The sequence below is a fragment of the Nocardioides speluncae genome, from assembly GCF_003121585.1.
GTDB lineage: Bacteria > Actinomycetota > Actinomycetes > Propionibacteriales > Nocardioidaceae > Nocardioides > Nocardioides speluncae.
Window position 1 is genome coordinate 37,041 of the sequence record NZ_QEOO01000016.1, and the last position, 22,366, is coordinate 59,406.

Below are 22,366 nucleotides of genomic sequence, written 5' to 3' on the forward strand. Positions count from 1 at the left end.
GCACACGCCGACCACGGGGGCCCGGATGCGCACTCTGCTCGCCACATTGTTGACCACAGCAGCCTTGCTGTTCGTTCCGCCAGCTACGGGCGCAGTGCCGGGACCACAGCTTCACCTCGAGTGGTACGACAGGGACGCCGAGTATGCCGACCCGGTGATGATCGTTGGCCGCGCGACGCGCACGCACGCCAAGAGCCTGGTGTACGTGCAAGAGGCGCGAGCCGGCTCGTGGGTCAACGTCGCGAAGCAGCGAGTCGACCCAGGGCGACTGTTCAAGTTCCGGCTCTTCCCCAAGGTCGGCCGTCACTACTATCGCCTGCATATGCCGCGGCAGTACGGACAACCTGCGAAGCGCCTGTACGTCGGGCCCACCGTGGTCACCCGGCGCACCGTCAAGATCGCCATGGGGAAGCCTAGATTCGGCGTCCCCTTCAATGGGACCACGGCCGTCTTCTCGGGTCGCCTCGACTACGCGCGGCCTGGGACCAGGGTCGTACTGCAGGTGCGGACCGGAGACACGTGGAGCACCAAGGACTCCGCCGCAGTCGACGCAGATGACTCGTTCTCTCTGACGACGACCACACCGACGACGGGCGCACCGACGTACAGAGTCGTCAAGGCGCAGGACGCATTCACTCGGTTTGCGGCTGCCGAGGTCCGCAGTCCGGTCTACCAGCACCCCATCGTGCTGAATCGTTGGGACGACAGTCGCGCGTACCGGGTGACCGACGAACATCCGATCCGCCTGCAGTTCCAGAGCAGCGCAGGGGTCACGCTCGCGATCCGGAGCCTCGTTGACGACTGGCGGTTGGAGCGCTATCTCACGTCCTACCTCTGGTCGTGGGACGGGACGCTCGTGAAGACGTGGTCGGGCGACGGCCGCGCTGCCACCCTCCCGCGCACGGGGACCTATTACCTCGACCTGTACGCCGACCCCGGTCGAGACATCGTCCTCGAGCCCTACGTCGCCGAGGCCGAGAACCGGGAACTGGACTCGTCCGTCATCGACTTCGTGGGCGACGGCCGCCCAGCCATTGCCTTTCAGGCTGGGGCCGGCGAACTCGTGTCGCTGGCAAGTCCCGACCATTGTGGCAACGTCCTCGTCGGAACAGGCGTCGGGATGTCGGCGATCGACCGCACGCTGCCAGGGATCTGGCGGATCCCCGCCGACGGCACCTACGCCGTCTTCACTGACCGGTGCTCCCGACAGGGCCGCCTCACCCGCGCTCGAGAAGTGGCCGCGGACCTGGACGAAGCAATCACGCTCGAGCCGATGGGCGCCTACCAACCAACGGTTGTCAGCTTCGAGGCAACAGCCGGGGACGAAGTGCACCATGAGGTTGGCCCGCCTGGAGTATCCAGCACCGCCCTTACCGGCCCGACGGGGACGAGGTACGGCCCGTGGATCGAGCGGGTGGGGGAGTCCGGGACCCATTACTACACCTTGACCTCATACGAGGGCACGACCGACAGCCTTTCGTTCCAGATCTGCAAGACTCCCCGCTACGAGGGCAGCCTGACCGAAGGTTCGATCACCGTCGATACCAAGGGGTGCCGGTTTGCACGGGCCAACGTGCAGTTCACTGGCAAGGCCGGTGAATACCTACTCCGCAACACCGGAGATCGCTTCACCGGTGACCATTGCAGGTGGCATGCGATCGAAGCTGAACGCTGGGGCGACTGTGATGACGATCCGATGCCCGTCGACAGGCATTACGAGGTCACCATGGATGTTGGTGAGCCCCGCGACCTGTACCTCAGCACTCCGACACGCACCTCAGCACCCGCCGACTCGACCGAGGTCGTTGCGCCACTTGGTCGGCCGGGCCAGGAAGCTTGGCTACGGGTCGACACGCAACCCGGCGGCCGCTACCGACTCGTCCTGGACTCGGCAACAGTGGGCGACAACTACAACGTCTGGCAGGGCCTCGGAGACAGCTCGGCCCACATTCTGAATGGCGTCGGCGGCACGACCGAAGTCGAGTTCACCGCCTCGGCTGACACTGTCTGGCTCCGACTCGATCGTGGCGACAGCGACGACGTCGGGGACTTCAAGGCGAGGGTCTCGCCAGTTCCTTAGGCGACTGCGGCCCGGATCAACCGTCGGTCATCGGAACCCGTACGCCACGCTCGGCGGCGACCTCGGCCGCCTTCTCGTAGCCGGCGTCGACGTGGCGGATCACGCCCATGCCCGGGTCGTTGGTGAGCACCCGCTCGATCTTCTCCGCCGCAAGCGAGGTGCCGTCGGCGACGCAGACCTGGCCGGCGTGCAGCGAGCGGCCCATGCCGACGCCGCCGCCGTGGTGGAACGACACCCATGACGCGCCGGACGCGGTGTTGACCAGCGCGTTCAGGATCGCCCAGTCGGCGATCGCGTCGGAGCCGTCGAGCATCCCCTCGGTCTCCCGGTACGGCGACGCCACCGAGCCGCAGTCAAGGTGGTCGCGGCCGATCACGATCGGCGCCTTCAGCTCACCGGACGCGACCATCTCGTTGAACTTCAGGCCCGCCAGGTGCCGCTCGCCGTACCCGAGCCAGCAGATCCGCGCCGGCAGCCCCTGGTAGGAGACCCGCTCGCCGGCCATCGTGATCCACTTCCGCAGCCGCTCGTTGTCGGGGAACAGCTCGAGGATCGCGCGGTCGGTGGCCGCGATGTCGGCCGGGTCGCCGGAGAGCGCCGCCCACCTGAACGGGCCCTTGCCCTCACAGAACAGGGGCCGGATGTACGCCGGCACAAAGCCCGGGAACTCGAAGGCCCGGTCGTAGCCGCCCTTGCGCGCCTCGTCGCGGATCGAGTTTCCGTAGTCGAACACCTCGGCGCCGCGGTCCTGGAACTCCACCATCGCCCGCACGTGCGTGGCCATCGACTCCTGCGCCCGCTTGGTGAAGCCGGCCGGGTCCTCGCTGCGCTCGGTCTCCCAGTCCTCGAACTTGGTGCCGGCGGGCAGGTAGAACAGCGGGTCGTGGGCGGAGGTCTGGTCGGTGACGATGTCGATCGGCGCGTCCTTCTCCAGCAGCTCGGGCAGCAGCACCGCCGCATTGCCGAGTACGCCGATCGACAGCGGCCGCCTCTCATCACGAGCAGCCACCGCCATCTCGACGGCCTCGTCGAGGGTCGCCGCCTGGACGTCGAGGTACTTGTGGTCCAGCCGCCGCTGGATCCGGGCCTGGTCGCACTCGATGCAGATCACGACGCCGTCGTTCATGGTGACCGCGAGCGGCTGCGCGCCGCCCATGCCGCCGAGGCCGGCGGTCAGGGTGATCGTCCCGGCCAGGGTCCCGTTGAACCGCTTGTCGGCGACGGCGGCGAAGGTCTCGAAGGTGCCCTGCAGGATGCCCTGGGTGCCGATGTAGATCCACGACCCGGCGGTCATCTGGCCGTACATCGTCAGCCCGAGGTCCTCCAGCCGCCGGAACTCCTCCCAGTTGGCCCAGTCGCCGACCAGGTTGGAGTTCGCGATCAGCACCCGCGGCGCCCACTCGTGGGTCTTCATCACGCCGACCGGCTTGCCGCTCTGGACCAGCATCGTCTCGTCGGCCTCGAGCGTGCGCAGGGTCGCGACCAGGGCGTCGTACGCCTCCCAGCTGCGGGCGGCGCGCCCGGTGCCGCCGTACACCACGAGGTCCTCGGGGCGCTCGGCGTTCTCCGGGTCGAGGTTGTTCATCAGCATCCGCAGCGGTGCCTCGGTCTGCCACGACTTCGCGGTCAGCTCGGTCCCGTGCGCTGCGTGAATGGGTAGGCGGTTGTTCACTTCAGTTCTCCAATCTCGGCCTCGGCCGCGGCGAGTACGGCGCCCGAGCGGACCAGCTCGACGGTCTTCTCGATCTCGGGTGACAGGTGACGGTCGGGTCCCGGGCCGGCAATCCCGGACTCCCGGAGCAGCCGTACGACGGCGCCAGTGGCCGGCGACGGGGTGAGTGGCGCGCGGAGGTCCAGCGCGCGGGCGGCGGTGAGCACCTCGATCGCGACCACCCGGGTCAGCCCGTCGACCGAGCGGCGCAGCTTGCGGGCGGCCGACCAGCCCATCGAGACGTGGTCCTCCTGCATCGCGCTGGACGGGATCGAGTCGACGGACGCGGGTGCCGCGAGCCGCTTGAGCTCGCTCACGATCGCGGCCTGGGTGTACTGCGCGATCATGTGTCCGCTGTCCACGCCCGGGTCGTCGGCGAGGAAGGGGTTCAGCCCGTGGTTGCGGGCCTTGTCGAGGAAGCGGTCGGTACGCCGCTCGCTGATCGACGCCACGTCGGCGGCCACGATCGCGAGGAAGTCGAGGACGTAGGCGACCGGTGCGCCGTGGAAGTTGCCGTTGGACTCGACCCGCCCCTCGTCGGCGAGGACGACAGGATTGTCGATGGCGGACGCGAGCTCGAGGCCGGCGACCGTGGCGGCGTACTCGACGGTGTCGCGGGCGGCGCCGTGCACCTGCGGTGAGCAGCGCAGCGAGTAGGCGTCCTGGACCTTGTTGCAGTCGGGGCCGCGGTGGGACGCGACGATCCCGGAGTCGGCAAGCAGCGCGGACAGGTTGGCGGCGCTGAGCGCCTGGCCTGGGTGCGGGCGGATCGCCTGCAGCTCGGGCGCGAAGACGCGGTCGGTGCCGAGCTGCCCCTCGACGCTCATCCCGGCGGCGATGTCGGCGGTCCTGAGCAGCCGGCGCAGGTCGGTGATCGCGAGGACCAGCATGCCGAGCATGCCGTCGGTGCCGTTGATCAGCGCCAGCCCTTCCTTGGCCTCGAGCTCGAGCGGCTTCAGCCCCGCCTCGGCGAGCGCGTCGGCCGCAGGGACCACTGCGCCCTGCGCCGTACGCACCGTGCCCTCGCCCATCAGCGCCAGCGCGCAGTGCGACAGCGGCGCCAGGTCGCCGGAGCAGCCGAGCGAGCCGTACTCGTGCACGATCGGCGTGATCTGGTGGGTGAGCAGGTCGGCGATCAGCTGCGCGGTCTCGGGCCGTACGCCGGTGTGCCCAGTCGCTAGGGTCGACAGCCGGAGCAGCATCAGCGCCCGGGTGACCTCCCGCTCGACCTCGGGGCCGGAGCCGGCCGCGTGCGAGCGGACCAGGCTCTTCTGCAACTGAGCGCGCATCTCGGTCGGGATGTGCCGAGTCGCCAGCGCGCCGAACCCCGTCGAGATGCCGTACGCCGGAGTCGGCGCCGCCGCCAGCTCGTCGACCACCGCCCGCGCCCTCACGATCGCGTCCTTGGCATCCTCGCCGAGCACCACCCCTGCGCCACTCCGAGCGACAGCCACCACGTCCGCGAACGACACCGGACCTACTCCAACCACGACCTGCGAGCTCATGCCGCCCATCAAACTCCGCGGCGACGGCGTGGGCCATCGCCGCGCCGTACTCGCCGTCTCACATCCGAGACCGCGCCCAGAAGCTCGGGTCGTACTCGATCCAGATCCGCTGCGGATCGTCGGCCGCGACCCGGACCTGGGTCACCCGGCCCACCGTGAGGTAGCCCCAAGCCGTGGACTCGTGGACCGCGACGTACGGCTCGCGGCCGGGCAGCTCCACGCTCAGCGTGTGGTCGTAGTACGCGCTCCCGTCGTGGAAGCGCCCGTTGCGGCGTACCTCCATGACCGTCGCGATCCCGAGGATGCCGGCCTTGCGGGCCCGCCTCTCCGCCTGCCGGAGCCGACGGTCGGCGAACCCGCCGATCATGAAGACCACGTTGACGACGGCCGCGGACGCCAGCCAGAGGACCACGCCCTCGGCGACCCGCCCAGTGCTGTACAGCACGACACCGATCACGAACAGGGCGATGGCGGCGAGGACCAGCAGACGACGCATACCCACGAGGCTAGGCGAGTAGCGCGTCATAGACCGGACCTGACGCCGTCTCGTAGCGGGGCAACCCAGTGCCCCGCCGGTAAGCGGCCGCCCGGACTGGTCCCGGGCGGCCGCTTACCTTGGTCGGCAGGAGGCGGCCAACGCCTGCGCGGCGACGCGGCCGCCAGCCTAGGATCGGGACCCGTGTCTCGTACCCGCCTCGCCGCCCTCGCCGGTGTCACCGGCCTCGTCCTCACCGCCGTACCCGCCATCACCTCGGCTGCCGCCACTCCGGCGCCGGCCGGCCCGACAGCCGCACCGCCGACGCTGACCATCACCACGACGGGAGCCGGCGCGCCGCCGGTCGCGGCCGGGATCATCGGCGGCAACCAGCGCTGGCTGCAGGACGCCGACCACGCCCTCGGCCAGGACGGACAGGTCCGGGATCGGATCGTCGAGCTCGCGAAGAACGCCGGCATCAAGGCCGTGCGCTACCCGGGCGGGACGGTCGCGAACCTCTTCGACTACCGGCACGCCGTGGGCACGCCCGGCTGCCAGACCAGCGGCGGCTTCGCATTCACCCAGTTCGCGCCGATCCCGGCGGCGAAGTCGAGGTACACGCTCCCCAGGCACAACACGCTGATGAAGGGCATCGGCGGCCGCACCAACCTGATGCTGCCGATGGTCAACACCACGCCGGAGCGGGCCAAGGCCTTCGTCCGGGCGGCGGCGAAGGCGACCGGCCAGTTCATCGTCGAGATCGGCAACGAGCCCTACCTCGGCAACCAGCGCTACTGGCGCTCCACCGACACCACGCAGCGTCTCGACGAGTACATCAAGGGCGGCAAGCGGCTCCAGCCCACCGGCTCCGGCGTCTACAAGAACAACAACGGCCTGTTCGACACCGACAACTGCGACCTCCTCCACCCGAAGACCGCCGACGGCACCGCCAACCAGGTCTACCGACCGCGGTTCACCCCGATCTCGCTCGACCCGGCGCCGGTGGTCACGGTCGCCGGCCAGACCTGGCGGTAGGTCGCGAGGCTGGGCGCCCACCGTCCGGGCGCCCGGGTGTTCACGCTGGACAAGCTCCGGCAAACGGTCCGGTTCGGCGACGGCGTGCACGGCGCCAAGCCGATCGGCACGATGCGGATCAAGTACACCGCCGGCCGGATGCCCGGCTTCTCTGACTTCTACAAGGCGCTGAAGTCGATGGACGACATCGACGTGCAGGTCTGCGCCGGCTGGGGCCGGCCGGACTTCGTCGCCCGGATGAAGCAGCTCGGCCGCAGGTACGACTGCCTCGGCGTCCACGAGTACGCCAACATCTCCGGCGTCTCGGAGTTCCCCGACGTGTACCGCAAGCTGATGGCCGAGGGCGACGCCGAGACCGCCGAGCTCGGGCTGCTGCGGCGGTCGATGCGCGCCAGCGGCCCGGACGCCGGCAAGCGGTTCCTGATCGTCACCGAGTTCGGCAGCCTGAACCCGCCGTACCCCCAGCAGGGCCAGCGGTTCCTGCACGACCTCCTGCTGGCCCGGCTGCTCGCCGGGCAGGTCCTGAACGGCGTACCCGTCTCCAACCTGTCCAACTTCGCCAGCTACTTCGAGAAGTACGGCGCCGGCGACAGCGCCCGGTTCGCACTCGCCAGCCGCGGCTACCTCACCCGGCTGTTCCGGCATGTGGTCGGGCAGCGGCCGGTGCAGGTGACCGGCAGCCACGACGGCGTCACCGTGCTCGGCACCCGCCGCGGCACCACTGCCAGCCTGCTGGTCGTCAACAAGCGCTGGTCCGCGGCATATGTCCCGGAGATCCGGCTGCCCGGCCGGGACGCGCCGACCTGCGTCGGCATCCGCACCCTGCGGACCGACCCGCACACGATCACCCGCGGCGACAGCGCAGATGCGCTGCCCAAGTCGGTGCGGCCGGCGAAGTCGCAGGTCTGGCAAGCCGGTACGCCGTTCCGACCGCGCTTCGGGTCGCACTCGATCACCCTGCTGACGTTCCGGCCGAAGGGTGCCGCTCCCTGCCCGACGATCACCCCATAGCCGACCCGACCTCTGAAAAACTGGCTCCATGAGCCAGGTACCTGCGGCAACGCGTGCACTCCGGGTGCTCCGGTTCCTGGCGAGCCAGCCGGACCCGGTGCCGCTGGACCGGATCGCGCGGCAGTGCGAGCTGCCGCGGAGTACGGCGTACCACCTTCTCAACGCGATGATCGACGAAGGCTTCGTGGTGCACCTGGCCGACGAACACCGCTACGGGCTCGGAGTGGCGGCGTTCGAGGTCGGCAGCGGCTACTCGCGGCAGGGCCCACTGCAGCGGATCGCCCGCCGGCCGCTGGCCGACCTCGCGGACCGGGTCGCCGAGACCGCCCACCTCGCCGTACTGCACGGGCGCGATGTCCTCTACGTCATCGAGGAGCGGGCCGCCGGCCGGCCGCCGCTGGTCACCGACGTCGGCGTCCGGCTCCCCGCGCACCTCACCGCCAGCGGCCGCGCCATCCTCGCCGCGCTGCCGGCCGCCCAGGTCCGTGCGCTCTACCCGGACCGGACCGCGTTCGTCGACCGGCACGGCCACGGCCCGGACTCGCCCGGCGCGCTGCGGGTGGTGCTGACCGAGACCCGCACCCGCGGGTACGCCGTGGAGGACGGCGAGGTCACGCCCGGCTTCGCGAGCGTGGCCGCCGCCGTACTCGACCACAACGGCCACCCGGTCGCCGGGCTGGCCGTGACCTACGACCTCGGCCGCTCCAAGCCCGCCGACCTGCCCGCCGCCGTACGGCGTACCGCCGGCCTGCTGTCCCGCCGGCTCAGCGGCCGGGCTTGACGGTCGGCTCGCAAGAACTGTCGGTGGTGGCTGCGAGCCTGTTCGGCTGGTCACCGTGACCGGCAGAACAGGAGCTGGTCATGACGACCACACAGCCAATCGGTGACATCACCGTTATCCGAGAACGGCAGAGAAAGAACACTGCGTACGTCGCGCGGGTCCTCGCATCGGGCCTCTTTACCGCGGGCGCCATCACGGCCGCAGTGGGATTTGCGACGCGATCCGAGCCAGCCAAGGAAGAGGCCCCCGGCCTCGGGCTCTTCATCCGCTCGCTTGTCGGTCTCGACCGGGCGGCCGCAACCGAGGCCTTCTCGCAGTTCCTCGGTGACTCGACCTACACGGCTCAACAGATCCACTTCGTGAACCTGATCGTTGAGGAACTCACTCGGAACGGAGCCATGCAAGCCCGCCGACTGTTCGAGTCACCCTTCACCGACCACGCCCCTCAGGGCCCGACCGGGGTCTTCAGCGAGACCGAAGTCGAGGGAATCGTGGAGATCCTCAACGAGATCGAATCCCACGCGGCACCCGAGATAGCCGTCGCCTATGAAGCGGTGGCACGCCGCACGATCCGGTCGATCAAGGCGTGGTCTGCAGCGGCGGAGCTGCCGTCGACGGTCGGCGCTGTCCCGCGACTCACCACGGCGTGAAACTCGTCGAGCTGCCGCTGGAAAGGGTCGGCGAACGAGACGGGCTCAGTCGGCTCGCCGACCTGGTGGGTGTTCAGCGTTGCCGGGGCGTGGGGCAGGTAGGGCGAGGGCAGGTGCGCGGTCCAGCGGTGGCGGGGTCCCACGACCCGGATGGTCTCCTCGTAGCTGCCGGCCTCGACATAGGAGTAGGTGAGGGTGCCGGTCAGCTGGTCGGACCACGAGAAGGAGATCCGACCGTCGAGTCCGGCGTTCCAGAAGTGGGCGTGGAGCACCTGTGCAGGTTCTCCGGCGAGGCCGTGGATCAGGTTGATGTCGTGGATGACGCTGGTGGTGAGCAGGACGTAGGCGCGTCGGGTGGCGACGTCGTCGGCGGGTACGCCGAGCGCTGCGAGGTGAGCGGAGATGTCCGAGCGGGCGGTCTCGGAGTCGAGATAGGTCGGTAGGTCGGTGCTGAAGCCGCGGCCGTGACCGATCACGGGCTGGAGGTAGCCGTCCTCGGGCGGGTGGAGGAGGTCGATGGCGATGCTCGTGGCATGGCCGCCGGCGATGGCTTCGGAGAGCCGGTGCACGGTCTCGTACTGGCGCTTCATGTAGCCGACCTGGAGCGGTACGCCGCGGCTCGAGAACGCCGCTGCGGCGCTGGCTGCCGCCCGGTGCGTGTAGGCGATCGGCTTCTCCGCCAGGGTGGGAATCCCGTGCCGGGCGAGCGCCTCGAGCGGGTCGCTGTGGTCGCCGGTGATCAGCAGCGCCGCACAGTCAAGGTCGGTGGCGTGCCCGAGCAGGTCTTCGAGGGAGTCGTGGCGGCGGGCGTTCGGGAAGTTGGTCCCGGCCCGGGTAAGGGCGTGCGGGTCGGCATCGCAGAGGGCGCGCACGTCGTACAGGTCCACGAGCTGCTGGAGCGCGGGGAAGTAGCGGGCACGGGCAACGATGCCGCAGCCGATCACGGCGAGAGCGAGCCGGGTGGTGGTCATGCGCTGCCTCCGTTGCTCGAAAGGGCGGTCTGGTGTCGCCAGAGGCTGCACTGCAGCACGACCCGTTCGTCGCGATGCAGGAGCAGGTGCCGCTCGAACGGCTGGGCGAGGGCGCCGTGCTGGTGGAACGGCGCGCCGAGCGCTTGCCCGAAGACAGCCGCTCCCGCCCGTGCGGCATAGGCCCGGAACGGCGACTCGAGCTGGTCCGCCGGCGTCGGCAGGACGCGTCCGCTCCCGCCCCTCCCGTCCGAGGCGGTCGCGGCCAGGATGATGCGGCACAGCGTCGCGGCCCGCTGGACCGTGGCGGCGGGGTGGCCGGTGGCATCGAGGACGGCGAGCGGACCGTGGCGCAGCCTGGGCGCCTCGGTCAGGTAGAAGCGGAAGTGGGCGTCCAGGAAGGACTGGTCGTACCACAACGGTCGGTCGGCCCGGTCGGGCTTGCATTCGCGACGGCGGAGGCTGAGGGCGACCGGCCCTGCGAAGACGACGGTCCTGGCATTTACGGGCAGGTGGGGTCTGACATGGGTCAGGTACTCACGGCGTACCTGCTGATAGGCGGAGTCCTCCGCAGTGCCGGTGCGGCTCAGGGCGTAGAGGTAGGCGAGGGTGGCGAGGGCGCCCTTGTCACAGATGACCGCCGCATTCTGGCCGCTGGCTGCGAGGCTCGCGGCGTAGTGGCTGCGGGGGATCTCGCCATGCAGGTACCACTGGGCTGCCTCGACCGGGTCGAGATCGGCGACGGCCTTGTGGTCGGCGGGCGCTGGGTTGTTCTCCGACACCAGCGCCGCGTCGTCGGCTTGGGCTGCCAGCGTGATGGCGGTGGTGGTCTTGCCGAGGCCGGGTAGCCCCTCAAGGTAGGTAAGCCGCGAGGTGTGCACTGCCTGTCACCTCCGTGGGCGGGTGGTCGACGGCGGTCCAGGCGCCGGCCTGCTTGGCGGACTGCGCAGCGGCGACGGCCACAGCGAGGGAGGCGAGGTGGTCACGGCCCGAGTGTGGCAGCGGGTCCCCGGTGGTCAGGTGGCGAGTCAAGGACAGGAGTGGGCCGCTGAAGGCGTCGGGCGTCCACTCGCCAAGGACGTCAAGTGTTCGTGGCGGACTGCCGTCCGCGGGGAGGAGGTCGGCGGCGAAGAGCGTGGCCTGCGCGGTAGCGTCCACGCCGTCCACGATGAGTCTGAAGTCGAACCCGGCCGGCGCGGGCGCGGTGTTGACGAAGGTCAGCACGACGTGGGGTGCCTCGTCGTCGGCGTAACGCAGGTTCACCGAGTAGATGACCGGACCGGCGGGCCGCTGGCCTGGGCGGGTGCCGGCGACGGCGGCCACGGCGGTAGGGGTGCGGCCGGTGAGGACGCGGGCGAGGTCGACGTAGTGGATGCCGTGGTCGAGGAACAGGTAGTCGGGGTGGCGGGTGTACCAGGTGTCCACATCCTCGTTGAAGCGGTTGTGGTGCTGTACGGCATACACCTGGCCGAGGGCACCGTCGATCATCTGCCGGTAAATCGCGCAGTGGGCCGGCGCCCAGCGGGCGTTGTGGTTGACGGCCAGGGCAACCCCGAGATCCTCGGCCTCCTGGACCAAGGCGGTGGCGGTGGGTAGGTCGTAGGCGAGGGGCTTCTGGGACAGGATCGGCTTGCCGGTCCGGTACAGCTCGCGCAGCAGGTCGGGGCGGCCGGACGGCGGGGTGGCGACATCGATGACGTCCACGTCGTCGCGCTGCGCCAACTCCTGTGCGGTGGTCGCCACGGCGGCGCCGGTCGCCCGGGCGGCGGAGGCTGCCCGGTCCGGGATCAGGTCGCAGACAGCGGCCACCGTGATGCCCGCTGCGGTGTAGGCGGGAACGTGCGCCTCGTGGGCGATCCGCCCGCAGCCGACCAGTCCGACTCTCATGACTGCCTCCGGCCCGCCGCAACGGTGGCCGGCCGATGGGGCCGCAGGTGAGCGGTGCTGTCAAACAGTTGCGCCGCGGCGTCGGCGGGCGCGAGCTGCCAGAGCTCTGGCGAGAACAGCTCGATCGACAGCGGCCCGTCGTACCCGGCGGCATCCAGGTCGGGCAGCAGGCACTCGAAATCGGTGCCGCCGGTGCCCGGCAGGCAGCGGACGGCATCGGTCAGCTCGCCGGGCGGGAGGCCGCGCGGGACGTCAGCGACCTGGACGAACCCGATCCGCCCGCGCAGATCCGGCAGGTCGGTGAGGCTGTCGCCAGAGGCGTAAAGGTGGCTCGTGTCTAGCAGTACCCCGACCGTGGCCCGGTCGAGCTCGTCCAGCAGACCGAGCAGGCCGGCGGCGGATCCGATGAACGGGTGGGGGCCGTCGAGCGTGGCGTTCAGGTCGCGCCGGACGCCGATGAACTCGACGGCCAGCCGGATCCCGTGCCGGTCGGCGTGGTCGGCGAGCTGGTCGAGTCGGTTCAGCGCGCAGTCCGTCGCCTCTGGGAGTGGCAGGCTGGTGCGCGGGTTGACCACGATGGCGGCTCGGCGGCAGTCAAGCGCGTCGGCCACGGCAAGGTGTCGATCGAGCGTGCTCAGCGCGGTGGCGAAGTCGGCGTCGTCCACGAGCAGCGGTGCGGGCAGGACCGGGCCGGCCGGCAGGATGCCGCTGAACTGGACGACCTCGACGCCGGCCTGGCGGCGCCACTGGCGCAGCGCGTTGAGGCCGCCGAGGGCGTCTGCGAGGGCGGCGGCCTGCTGAATGCTGACCTCGACGCTGGTGAACCCGGCCGCGCGGCTCACGGCGACGAACTCCGCCAGGGTGGTGCCCCACCGGTAGCACGCCGGGTTGACGCTGATCTCATGGCTCATGTCGGTCCTCGATCCGGTCGGACGACAGGTAGATCGGCCCCGGGTCCGGCGCACCGTCGGTGAGCGTGCGGGTGATCCAGGCCGGATGTACGGTCATGCCTGCCAGCTGGGCGGCGTCGAACAGGCCGACCGAGGTGACCGGGCCGCCGGTGTCGTGCCAAGTGCCGATCGCGTCGGGCGCGGCGGTCAGTTCAGCGGAGAAGAAGCATTCGACCTTGTGCTCGCCGGTCTCGGGGTCCAGGTACTCCGAGACGGCGACGATGTCGCCGATGGTGACCTCGGTGCCGGTCTCCTCCTGGACCTCCCGGGCGACGCACTCGGGTAGCGTCTCGCCGGGCTCCAGCCGGCCGCCGGGCGTGTACCAATAGCCGCCGTCCGTCACGAGGAGGAGGCGGTCGTCGTAGCGGATCACGGCGCGACCGGCGACGGTGGTGTGGGTGATGGTCATGGCCTCTTCCTCTGCTCAGGGGTACCAACCTGCGGGCCTCCGGGCCGATACCCGGTGGTTGGGCGACCGTAGCGGCCATCGCCGTCGCACTGGCTCCTTGGGCAAGGTGGCGGGTGGTGTCGTCGACGAGCTGCCGAAGTTCGTCGTCGGTCAGGCTGAGCGGGTCCAGGTAGCCGGCCTCGGGGAAGAGCCCGTCGGTCGCCCGGCCGTCGGCGTGAACGTGGCGCAGCACCGACAGCAGCAGTCCGTGGGTCACCACCAGCCGCGGCCACGGCAGCGACAGGACGCCGAGCAGGCCGGCGCACATGCGCAGTAGTGCCTCCCGCTGCGATTCGCTGCCCTCGGGCGGACGGGCGTCGATGCCCTCGCGGGTCAGCCAATGCGCGTAGTGGGCGAAGGGCTGTCCCTCGAAGGTGCCGTAGTCGATCTCGTTGAGACGCGCGTCCGCCGTGATTGACACGGGCCCGGCCGGTAGCAGGATCCGGGCCGTCTGCCCGGTCCGTGGGAACTCGCTGACGACGCAGGACCGTACGACGCCGAGCGGCAGTGTTCGGCGCGCGCGGTGGCACTGCTCGACACCCACCTCATCGAGACCGATCGTCAGGTCCGGGCGCCCGGTCGCGAGGTGTGCTGCGCTGTAGCTCGTGCGGCCGTGCCTGAGCAGGTGGGTGACGCCGGCAGCCGACGAACCGTCAGCGGCGGTCACTGCCGGACCAGGAGGTCGGTGGCGAGGATCTCAGCGGTCATCTCGGGGAACGCGTCGAGCGTCTGGCGGACCGTTGCAGCCACCTTGTCGTCGTCCACGCGCCGCGCGGCGAGTCGGACGAGGATCCGCCACGGACGGTCAAGCCGCTGCCCGGTGGCGCTGATCAGGTGGACCTCGGCGTGCTGCCCGGTGGCATCGGACAGGTCGACGGCGATCCGCTGTGCGGCGACGTTGTAGAGCTTGCCCACGTGGTAGACGGGGTTCTTGCCGGCCACGCCCTCGACGTTCATCGGGCGCAGCGGCGTGATCAGCCCGGTGATCCGATTGCCGCGGCCCACTACACCCTCGTCGCCCGACTCGATCGAGCTGCCTGTGTAGGTGAGGTAGAGCTCGTCCCGCTCGGGCAGGTCGCGGACGTTGAGCTGGAAGGTGGCCGACAGGCCGGGCAGCCGGTCCGCGGCAAGGCGGTGGCACTCGGCCAGGACCGCTTCGCAGTTGTCGAGGTACGTCGCCCGGTCGGGTACGTGCGTGCACTTCTGCGGCACGCACAGCACCATGTCGAGCCCGTCGGCGGCGGCGTGCGCCATCAGCTTCACATCGGAGCCGAGCCAGGGGTTGGTGGCGGCGAACCGGTCCGGCCGGGAGAGGTGGTCGGCCAGGTCCCGGACGAACACCTCCACGGTATGTTCCGGCGCCCAGCCGGTGCCGAGCGACGTGTCGTTCGCCAGCGGCGTACGGCGCTCTCGCAGGTCGCCGACCGAGCGCGGCCGGAACCACACGGCGCGGTCGGAGGGCTCGTCACCGGTGATCACGGCGCCAGGGCTGGGGTTGGTCGTGATGTTGTGCTCGATGCTGAGGTGGCCGGCCAGCTCGGGCAGCCGCTCGGCGAAGAAGTCCCGCACCGTCTGGTTGACCAGGTCGGACACGGGCACGTCCTCGTCGCCGCATCCCGGTGCTGCGCGGCCGTTGACCAGCACCCGGACCGGCTCACGCATCCGGCCTCGCCCGTACCGCACCTCGCTGGCGCCGCCGAGCAGCGCGAGCTTGTCGAAGTTGTGGTGCAAGACGGCGCCGAACCTGTCCCGTGTGTACGTCGAGTAGGCGCGGGACAGTCGCTCGGCGAGGTGGTCGGCCAGCGTGTCCGGGTGGCCCCACCCCTTCCGCTCGACGATGACGACGTCGCTCGGGTCGGGGATTCCTGCCTCGATGGTGAGGACGCTGCTGTCGATCGTCAGGACTGAGCGACGCATGCCCCTCACCTCCTTCCTTGGTCGGGTGATCTGGCGCGGGGTCGCTGGGTTGGCGACATCGCCAGTCCACCGCGAGAACGCCATTCAGGACGAGGACGGATCACCGGACAGAGTTCGCTCGGGCACGTCCGTGTGATCACTGCGTCGGTACGGTGTGACCGGATTACATCGATCGTGCGGTTGCCCGGGCTGACGGCGAGGAGGCGGGGGATTTGTCTGGTGCTCGCCTGCGCACGCCCAACCTCGTGCTGTCAGTCTTGCGGGAGCTTCGCGGGATGAGTCAGCAGGATCTGGCAGAGCGCCTGACCGAGGCGGCTGCCCGCCGCGGTGACCGCCAGACGCTATGCGATGCACGGATGGTGCGGCGCTGGGAGAGCGGCGAGGTCCTGTTGCCCCAGGACCGGTACCGCGTGCTCTTGGAAGATGTGTTCGGCAAGCCGACATCAGAGCTCGGGTTCGTGCGCCGCTGGACCAGGACCTCGGCGGGATGGACCCTCGTCTCCAGTGGCGGCGGCGCATTCTCAACGATGCGGGCCGCCGACCAGGCGGCGTTCCTCAGCGACCTCCACGACGTGAGCTTCGGCCTGCCCGCCACGGCGGCCGGCGCGCCACGGGCCTGGCTCGCCGCGGAGGCGTCCATGAGCGCAGCCGGAGTCGGAGCGCGCCGGATCGGCATGGACCACGTCAAGCAGACAGAGACCCTGTTCGAGAAGCTGTACGCACTCGATCACCGACAAGGCGGCGGCGCACTTCTGCGGCAGGCCATCAACGGTGTGAAGGCCACCCGCCTCCTCCTCGAGCACGGCAACTACCGGGACGTCGTGCGGTCCCGACTCGAAAGCGCCACCGGCGAGATGCTGATCCTGTCGGGATGGCTGGCATACGACGCCGGCCACCAACGGCTCGCGCGCCAGCTCTACAGTGAGGCGATGGTCCTCGCACAGGTCACCGGCCGCCAGAATCTGGCCGCTCATGCGCTGTCGAACATGAGCATCCAAGCGAACGCGCTGGGCCGCGGCCGTGACGCCGTCCGGTTCGCCGAAGCCGCGCAGCAGCAGTCCACCGGCTGGGCGACGCCGCGTGTCCGCTCAATCTTCGCCATGCACGCGGCCCGCGGGTGGGCGACGCTCGGTGCCGCCACTGAGTGCGGCCGCGCCTTGGCGGCGTCAGCGGCACAGTTCGACGCCGGCGCGCGCGACGGTGATCCGGCTTGGATCGGCTACCTCAACGAGCCAGAGCTTGCGTCGCTGTCCGGCATGTGTCACATGGACCTCGGCCGCCACGATGATGCCGACGCAAGCCTGACTGCCAGCGTCGGCGACTTCGAGGTGTTCACCCGGAACCGGCTGTCATCAGCCACCTTCTACATGCGCAACCTCGTCGCGAAGGGCGAGGTCGACCATGCCTGTCGAGTCGGGGAATCACTCACGCCCGGCATCTTCCGCCTCTCCTCGATCCGCATCCTCAACCAGTTCCAGCGAGTCTGTGACCAGATGGGCTCGCAGGCCCGCCACCCGGCAGTCCGTGACTTCCTCTCGCGCGTGGCGCACCGCACCCAAAGTGACGAGGACTGAGATGCCCCAAGTCTCGCTGCACCCGTTCACTGGCGTCGAGGGCAGAGCGTTGTTCCGGGCGGCCAGTTCAATCCACGTCGACGTGTACGCCGAGCCGCTCTTCGGGGGCCACCCCTTCTTCTCCGAGGAGGCGTTCGAGCAGCGATTCACAATGGCCGTCGAACAGCCCGGATTCGAGATCATCTTTGCCCGCCAGGACGACGGCACCGACGTGGCGCTGATGTACGGCTACACGCTCACGCAGGAGCTCCGATGGTGGGATGAGGTTCGCTGGCAGCCGGACGTCATGCGGACCCTTCCAGGCGGATACACAGACGAGGATGGCACCCGCACCGTGGTGATCCCGGAGATCCTTGTCCGGCGGCCCTACCGACGCGCCGGGATCGCCCGAACCATGCACGATGATTTCATGGCGCGACGCAAGGAGGAACGAGCTGGCCTGCGCGTACTGCCTGACAACCTGCCCGCTCGCGCTGCGTACCTCGCGTGGGGGTGGTCAACCGTGGGCACCGTGTGCCCCGTGCCCCAGGCACCGACTTATGAGTGCATGGTCAAGAACCTGCACTGAGAGGCGCTTCGAGGCCGTGCGTCAGTCAATGGAGAGCAGCGTGACAGCGAAAGCTGCGTGCCGCACTTGCTGGGGCAACGCGTGACGACGGTGGGCCTTCTGCATCCAGGGCGGATGGGAGCAGCCGTCGGCGCACAACTCGTCGCGAACGGTCACCGCGTTGTGTGGTGCTCGACGGGTAGAAGCGACGCAACGCGCCAACGGCCAACGGGCCGGCCTCGAGGATGTCGTCAACACGGCTCAGATGCTCTCCATTGCCGATCTCGTGCTGGTGATCTGCCCATCCCAGGCGGCCAGCAGCATCGCCGCCGAAGTGGCCGGCCACAGCTACGACGGGGTCTACATCGACGCCAACGCGATCTCACCGCAGCGGATGCTGGACATCGTCGCCACGGCGAGCGCTGCTGGCGCCACAGTGATCGACGACTCGATCTTCGGCGCCCCGCCAAACGACCAGCGCAGCATCCGGCTCTACCTCGCCGGCAACGGCGCCAGTCAGATCGCTGGGTTGTTCGAGGGCAGTCAGGTCGAGCCGACGGTGCTCGAAGAGCCGTTGGGCAGCGCAAGCGCGCTGAAGATGGCGTTCGCGTCGTTCCAGCGCGGGAGTCGCGCCCTGGCCGCGCTGGCGCACGCTTTAGCGGACGACCACGGACTGTCCGACCAGCTTGTGGCGGAGGCGGAGCGCATGGGTAGCGGGATCCTCGCCGACCGGGACTACCTTCCTAGCGTCGCCGCACGGGCCTGGCGCTGGCAGCCAGAGCTTGACGAGGTTGCAGCTACCCAACGGGCATCAGGTCTACCCGATGGTCTCGCGGTCGCGACCGGTGACGTATTCGAACAGTTAACTCCCCTGAAGGACGACTGGACTGCGAACCTGCGCGACGTGTTGGCGCGGCTTCACGTGGCGACGACCGATGTGCGGCCATCCGACCCTCGCCAGTAGGGGCCAAGCACGGGGCGTAGGAACCCGAAAGAGAAGACGCGATGCCGACCGGGTTCAAGGCGGGTCCTGGTCGATAGCCTGACCGCCTCCGGCCAACAACCGAGATTTCCGAGGAAGCGATGTCACGCCGCTACATCACCACCGCCATTCCGTACGTGAACTCCAAGCCGCATCTGGGGTTTGCGATGGAACTGGTGCAAGCAGACGTCATCGCCCGGCACTGGCGCCAGCGCGGTCACCAAGTGCGCTTCCTGACCGGTACCGACGACAACTCGCTGAAGAACGCGCTAGCCGCCGAGGCCGAAGGAATCCCGACCCGAGAACTCGTCGACCGCAACGCGCAGACCTTCCACGACCTTCGCGGACCACTGATGCTCAGCTTCGACGACTTCATCCGTACCAGCGCTGACCCGCGCCACCAGGTCGGAGTCGACCGGCTGTGGAAGGCGACCGAGGAGTCCGGCGATCTCTACCGGAAACACTACGAGGGCCTGTACTGCATCGGCTGCGAGCAGTTCTACGCCGAGGACGAGCTGCGCGACGGCCTCTGCCCCGAGCACCACACGCGACCACAGCTGGTCAGCGAGGAGAACTGGTTCTTCAAGCTCTCCCGCTACGAGGACCAGCTCCGCGACCTCATCGAGTCCGGTCGGCTGCGGGTCGAGCCCGCGAGCCGCCGTAACGAGGTGCTGGGCTTCATCAGGACCGGCCTCCAGGACTTCTCGATCTCCCGCTCCGTCGAGCGCGCCCGCGGCTGGGGCATCCCGGTTCCCGGCGATGACGACCAGGTGATCTACGTCTGGTGGGACGCCCTCGGCAACTACATCACTGCGCTCGACTACGGCACCGACGGACCCCACTACCGCGACTGGTGGGTCAACTCTGAGGACCGCACGCACGTGATCGGCAAGGGCATCGTTCGGTTTCACGCCGTCTACTGGCCGGCAATGCTGCTCAGCGCCGGCGTCTCCCTGCCCTCAACGATCTTTGTCCACGACTACCTCACCGTCGACGGCAAGAAGTTGGGCAAGAGCCTGGGCAACGCCATCGACCCCACCGCGATCATCGACGAGTACGGCGCCGACGCGCTGCGTTGGTGGCTACTCCGCGACGTACCCCGAGTAGGCGATGCCGACTTCACCACCGATCGTCTGATCGGCCGCTACCACGAAGACCTCGCCAACGGCCTCGGCAACCTCATCAACCGAACCGTCAGCATGATCCACAAGTACCGCGACGGCCGAGTGCCGGACGTCGTCGAACCGTGGCGGGCCAACAAGCTGACAGCTGCCATCGATCAGGCGCCCGGAGCGATCGACTCAGCCCTCGAACGCTTCGACTTCCGGCAGGCGACGGCCGCGCTCTGGCAGATCGTCGACGAGGCGAACCGCTACGTCGTCGAAGTCGAGCCATGGACGCTCGCCAAAGCAGAAAAGGCCGGGGACGAGGTCGCAGGCCGCCGCCTCAGTGACACCCTCGGACTGCTGCTCCAGACGTGCCGAGTTGCGGCGAATGAGCTGACGCCGTTCCTCCCGGACGCAGCCGCCCGGGCGATCGCACAGGTCAGCCCATTGGCCGAGCGGCTACCGCAGCCGGAGCCGCTGTTCCCGCGGATCGAGACGTGATCCCACCGTGCCGACCGAGTTCGAGGCGAAGGTCCTAGACATCGACGCCGAGGCGATCGCCGCCAGGATCGTCGCGGCGGGTGGGGTGAAGGTCGGAGACGAGGCCCTTTTGCGCCGCTACGTCTACGACATCGTGCCCGGCGACGAGTCCAGGTGGATCCGGCTGCGCGACACCGGGCGCGAGGTGACGCTCGCGACCAAGGAGATCGCGCACGACGGGATCGACGGAACGCACGAGACCGAGGTTGTCGTCGGAGACTTCGAGACCGCCAACGAACTGCTTGGCCGCCTCGGCTTCGTGCCGAAGTCCTACCAGGAGAACCGCCGCACCAGCTTCACCCTCTACCGCGCGGAGCTGGCGATCGACGCGTGGCCGCTGATCCCGCCGTACCTCGAAATCGAAGGCCAGAGCCGCGACCATGTTGTCGAGGTCGCGGGCCGGCTCGGTATCGACCAAGCCGACCTCACTGGCGAGAACACGACCAAGGTCTACGCCCGCTACGGCATCGACCTCGCGGCGTACCCGGACCTCAGATTCCCGTGATCACAGCCCCGGACGGACCCGGTCCACCTCGACGTCGATCGCCGGCAGGCCGTCGAGCGGCGCGCCCGGGTCGGCCGGGTCCACCCCGCCGGCGGCGATCCGGTCGAGCACCCTCATGCCCTCGGGCGTGATCCGGCCGAAGACGTTGTAGTGCGGGCGGAGCCGGGAGTCCTTGTAGACCAGGAAGAACTGGCTGCCGTTGGTGTCCGGCCCGGCGTTGGCCATCGCGAGGGTGCCGCGCGGGTAGATCTTCCGCTCACCGGTCGGGTCGTCCGGCCACGGGTCCAGCCAGGTCGGCAGCTCGTCGTGGTAGCTGTAGCCGGGGTCGCCCCAGCCGGTGCCGAGCGGGTCGCCGCACTGCAGCACGCTGAGCGTCGGGTAGGTCGTCAGCCGGTGACAGATCGTGTCGTCGTAGAAGCTCTGCTTGGCCAGGTGCTGGAAGCTCTGCACCGTGCACGGCGCCATCGACCGCTCGAGCACCATCGGGATGTCACCCTGGCTGGTCTTGATCACGACCCGGACCTTGCCGCGGTCCGGCGTGTGGTGCGGGTCGCGCGGCAGCGGCACGATCTTGGAGTACGTCGTGTCCTCCAGCGGCGTGTACGCGCAGGGACCCTTCGTGGGCTCGGTCGGCGGGGTGGGCGGCGAGGCGGCGGTAGCGGCGCCGGCCACGACCAAGGTGACGGCGGTTGCAGCCAACATGAGTCTCAGCGATCGCATGTGCTCCTCCTGCTAATGCTTGCGGTGGTGGTGGTCGTTGAGCCGGGTGAGCAGGCGGACCAACTCGCGCCGTTCACCGGCGGTGAGCGGGGCGGTCAGGGTGCGCTGGACGCCGTCGAGGGCCTTCTCCAGCTTGCGCAGCTGACGGGTGCCGGAGCGGGTGATGGTGATGACGTTGCGGCGCCGGTCCTCGGGATCCGGCTCGCGCTGGACGTGGCCGAGCTGGGCCAGCTCGTTGATCTGCGCCACGACGTCGCTCGGGTCGATCCCGTTGCGGCGGCCGAGCACCGCCTGGCTGGCCGGGCCGAACTCCTCGAGGGTGGCCAGCAGCCGGTAGTGGTAGCCGCTGGAGTCCACCGCAGCGAACCCCTCCCGCAGCAGCCGGGTGCACAGCAGCGCGGCCTGGCCGAGCTGCCAGGAAGCTGTCTCGCGCACCCGAGTCGGCGGCTGCTCGTCGGGGCCCGAAATCATGGACGGAGTCTAACAACCGTTGGCACACCCCACGATTTCCGCTATCGTTGGCCGTACCTACATTGGTCCGACCAACGGTTACGAGGAGAGATTCATGCACAGTACGACGACCCAGTCACCCGCATTCAGCCACCTGGTCAGCAGGCTCGGCCACGCGCTCGACAGCGGCAGCTACGACAACTTCCGCGAGGTCTTCACCGCGGAGGCCTCGATCCGCACGCCCGGCGGCGAGCAGCAAGGGATCGAGCGGATCATTGGGCAGGCGGCGGCCAGCCACGACGACTACGACGTCACCCAGCACCTGTTCGGCGACGTACACACCGAGGTCGACGGCGACCGCGCGACGGTCACCGCGAACGCGATCGTGACGCTGGTCCCGGACGCCGAGCAGCCCGAGATGCACCGCATGCTCGGCGCCCGCTACGGCTTCGACGCGGTCCACACCGACGCCGGCTGGCGATTCGACCGGATGGCGATCACCCCGCTGTGGAGCCGCGAGTGAT

The 22,366-nt window shown here is 69.5% G+C and carries 23 protein-coding genes and 1 pseudogene; 12 read left to right on the plus strand and 12 right to left on the minus strand.

Features of this window, described 5'->3' with window-relative positions:
- Positions 1-25 precede the first annotated feature (25 nt).
- Positions 26-2,080 carry a hypothetical protein gene (locus tag DDV73_RS07600; protein WP_109506650.1) on the plus strand — a complete coding sequence of 685 codons (2,055 nt, stop codon included), beginning with the start codon at positions 26-28 and terminating at the stop codon, positions 2,078-2,080.
- A 16-nt stretch (positions 2,081-2,096) separates the two neighbouring features.
- Here DDV73_RS07600 and hutU read toward each other — a convergent pair whose 3' ends face one another.
- Genes hutU through DDV73_RS07615 form a run of 3 tightly spaced genes read right to left on the minus strand, consistent with a single transcriptional unit; the run spans position 2,097 to position 5,792 of the window.
- Complete coding sequence (gene hutU, locus DDV73_RS07605; RefSeq protein ID WP_109506651.1) at positions 2,097-3,752, minus strand: urocanate hydratase; 1,656 nt, start codon at positions 3,750-3,752, stop codon at positions 2,097-2,099.
- Positions 3,749-5,296 (minus strand): histidine ammonia-lyase, encoded by a 1,548-nt coding sequence (gene hutH, locus DDV73_RS07610; RefSeq protein WP_109507143.1) that lies wholly within the window; start codon positions 5,294-5,296, stop codon positions 3,749-3,751. Before hutH ends, hutU begins: the two co-directional genes overlap by 4 nt.
- A 58-nt stretch (positions 5,297-5,354) precedes the next feature.
- Complete coding sequence (locus DDV73_RS07615) at positions 5,355-5,792, minus strand: hypothetical protein (protein WP_109506652.1); 438 nt, start codon at positions 5,790-5,792, stop codon at positions 5,355-5,357.
- 183 nt (positions 5,793-5,975) lie between these two features.
- Between DDV73_RS07615 and DDV73_RS07620 the strand changes: the two genes are divergently transcribed.
- The 4 genes from DDV73_RS07620 (at position 5,976) to DDV73_RS07635 (ending at position 9,248) form a co-directional block, all read left to right on the plus strand.
- The gene (locus tag DDV73_RS07620; protein ID WP_109506653.1) at positions 5,976-6,806 is read left to right on the plus strand and encodes a hypothetical protein; all 831 of its coding nucleotides are present in this window, start codon (positions 5,976-5,978) and stop codon (positions 6,804-6,806) included.
- Positions 6,807-6,842: 36 nt separating this feature from the next.
- On the plus strand, positions 6,843-7,817 hold the full coding sequence (locus DDV73_RS07625; RefSeq protein WP_109506654.1) for a hypothetical protein: 975 nt from the start codon (positions 6,843-6,845) through the stop codon (positions 7,815-7,817).
- A 28-nt stretch (positions 7,818-7,845) separates the two neighbouring features.
- Positions 7,846-8,598: an IclR family transcriptional regulator gene (locus DDV73_RS07630; RefSeq protein ID WP_109506655.1), complete on the plus strand. Its 753-nt coding sequence runs from the start codon at positions 7,846-7,848 to the stop codon at positions 8,596-8,598.
- A gap of 80 nt (positions 8,599-8,678) precedes the next feature.
- Positions 8,679-9,248, plus strand: a complete 570-nt coding sequence (locus DDV73_RS07635; RefSeq protein ID WP_109506656.1) for a type I restriction-modification enzyme R subunit C-terminal domain-containing protein — start codon at positions 8,679-8,681, stop codon at positions 9,246-9,248.
- On the opposite strand, the gene DDV73_RS07640 is transcribed toward DDV73_RS07635, so the two are convergent.
- Genes DDV73_RS07640 through DDV73_RS07660 form a run of 5 tightly spaced genes read right to left on the minus strand, consistent with a single transcriptional unit; the run spans position 9,143 to position 13,462 of the window.
- Positions 9,143-10,219 carry a Gfo/Idh/MocA family oxidoreductase gene (locus DDV73_RS07640; protein WP_161962317.1) on the minus strand — a complete coding sequence of 359 codons (1,077 nt, stop codon included), beginning with the start codon at positions 10,217-10,219 and terminating at the stop codon, positions 9,143-9,145. The two genes, DDV73_RS07635 and DDV73_RS07640, sit on opposite strands and share 106 nt — an antisense overlap.
- Complete coding sequence (locus DDV73_RS28190; protein WP_161962318.1) at positions 10,216-11,097, minus strand: hypothetical protein; 882 nt, start codon at positions 11,095-11,097, stop codon at positions 10,216-10,218. The genes DDV73_RS07640 and DDV73_RS28190 overlap by 4 nt, the downstream gene beginning before the upstream one ends.
- Positions 11,069-12,103 carry a Gfo/Idh/MocA family protein gene (locus DDV73_RS07650; protein ID WP_109506659.1) on the minus strand — a complete coding sequence of 345 codons (1,035 nt, stop codon included), beginning with the start codon at positions 12,101-12,103 and terminating at the stop codon, positions 11,069-11,071. Before DDV73_RS07650 ends, DDV73_RS28190 begins: the two co-directional genes overlap by 29 nt.
- Positions 12,100-13,014 (minus strand): sugar phosphate isomerase/epimerase family protein, encoded by a 915-nt coding sequence (locus DDV73_RS07655; protein ID WP_109506660.1) that lies wholly within the window; start codon positions 13,012-13,014, stop codon positions 12,100-12,102. Before DDV73_RS07655 ends, DDV73_RS07650 begins: the two co-directional genes overlap by 4 nt.
- Positions 13,004-13,462: an NUDIX domain-containing protein gene (locus DDV73_RS07660; RefSeq protein WP_109506661.1), complete on the minus strand. Its 459-nt coding sequence runs from the start codon at positions 13,460-13,462 to the stop codon at positions 13,004-13,006. Before DDV73_RS07660 ends, DDV73_RS07655 begins: the two co-directional genes overlap by 11 nt.
- Before the next feature lie 97 nt (positions 13,463-13,559).
- On the opposite strand from DDV73_RS07660, the gene DDV73_RS28385 reads away from it, so the two are divergent.
- Positions 13,560-13,778, plus strand: a complete 219-nt coding sequence (locus DDV73_RS28385; protein WP_109506662.1) for a hypothetical protein — start codon at positions 13,560-13,562, stop codon at positions 13,776-13,778.
- On the opposite strand, the pseudogene DDV73_RS29675 reads toward DDV73_RS28385, so the two are convergent.
- Together DDV73_RS29675 and DDV73_RS07675 are read right to left on the minus strand one after the other, a co-directional pair.
- Positions 13,749-14,168: pseudogene (locus DDV73_RS29675) on the minus strand (histidine phosphatase family protein); the annotation flags it as partial. The gene DDV73_RS28385 and the pseudogene DDV73_RS29675 overlap by 30 nt on opposite strands.
- Positions 14,165-15,418, minus strand: coding sequence for a methionine adenosyltransferase (locus DDV73_RS07675; RefSeq protein WP_109506663.1), 1,254 nt, complete (start codon positions 15,416-15,418; stop codon positions 14,165-14,167). The gene DDV73_RS07675 and the pseudogene DDV73_RS29675, both read right to left, overlap by 4 nt.
- A 275-nt stretch (positions 15,419-15,693) precedes the next feature.
- On the opposite strand from DDV73_RS07675, the gene DDV73_RS07680 reads away from it, so the two are divergent.
- The 5 genes from DDV73_RS07680 (at position 15,694) to DDV73_RS07700 (ending at position 20,672) form a co-directional block, all read left to right on the plus strand.
- Positions 15,694-16,992, plus strand: a complete 1,299-nt coding sequence (locus tag DDV73_RS07680; protein ID WP_154402653.1) for an NsdA family TPR-like regulatory protein — start codon at positions 15,694-15,696, stop codon at positions 16,990-16,992.
- Positions 16,979-17,560 (plus strand): GNAT family N-acetyltransferase, encoded by a 582-nt coding sequence (locus DDV73_RS07685; RefSeq protein WP_154402654.1) that lies wholly within the window; start codon positions 16,979-16,981, stop codon positions 17,558-17,560. The genes DDV73_RS07680 and DDV73_RS07685 overlap by 14 nt, the downstream gene beginning before the upstream one ends.
- Positions 17,561-17,804: 244 nt before the next feature.
- Positions 17,805-18,503 carry a DUF1932 domain-containing protein gene (locus DDV73_RS07690; protein WP_109506666.1) on the plus strand — a complete coding sequence of 233 codons (699 nt, stop codon included), beginning with the start codon at positions 17,805-17,807 and terminating at the stop codon, positions 18,501-18,503.
- A 119-nt stretch (positions 18,504-18,622) separates the two neighbouring features.
- The gene (locus DDV73_RS07695; protein WP_109506667.1) at positions 18,623-20,128 is read left to right on the plus strand and encodes a methionine--tRNA ligase; all 1,506 of its coding nucleotides are present in this window, start codon (positions 18,623-18,625) and stop codon (positions 20,126-20,128) included.
- Between the two features lie 7 nt (positions 20,129-20,135).
- Positions 20,136-20,672, plus strand: coding sequence for a class IV adenylate cyclase (locus tag DDV73_RS07700; RefSeq protein ID WP_109506668.1), 537 nt, complete (start codon positions 20,136-20,138; stop codon positions 20,670-20,672).
- On the opposite strand, the gene DDV73_RS07705 is transcribed toward DDV73_RS07700, so the two are convergent.
- Both DDV73_RS07705 and DDV73_RS07710 read right to left on the minus strand, forming a co-directional pair.
- Positions 20,673-21,392 (minus strand): peptidylprolyl isomerase, encoded by a 720-nt coding sequence (locus DDV73_RS07705; protein ID WP_109506669.1) that lies wholly within the window; start codon positions 21,390-21,392, stop codon positions 20,673-20,675. It lies immediately after the preceding gene.
- 12 nt (positions 21,393-21,404) lie between these two features.
- Positions 21,405-21,863, minus strand: a complete 459-nt coding sequence (locus tag DDV73_RS07710) for a MarR family winged helix-turn-helix transcriptional regulator (protein WP_109506670.1) — start codon at positions 21,861-21,863, stop codon at positions 21,405-21,407.
- Positions 21,864-21,957: 94 nt separating this feature from the next.
- Between DDV73_RS07710 and DDV73_RS07715 the strand changes: the two genes are divergently transcribed.
- Positions 21,958-22,365 carry a nuclear transport factor 2 family protein gene (locus tag DDV73_RS07715; RefSeq protein ID WP_109506671.1) on the plus strand — a complete coding sequence of 136 codons (408 nt, stop codon included), beginning with the start codon at positions 21,958-21,960 and terminating at the stop codon, positions 22,363-22,365.
- Position 22,366: the final 1 nt, after the last annotated feature.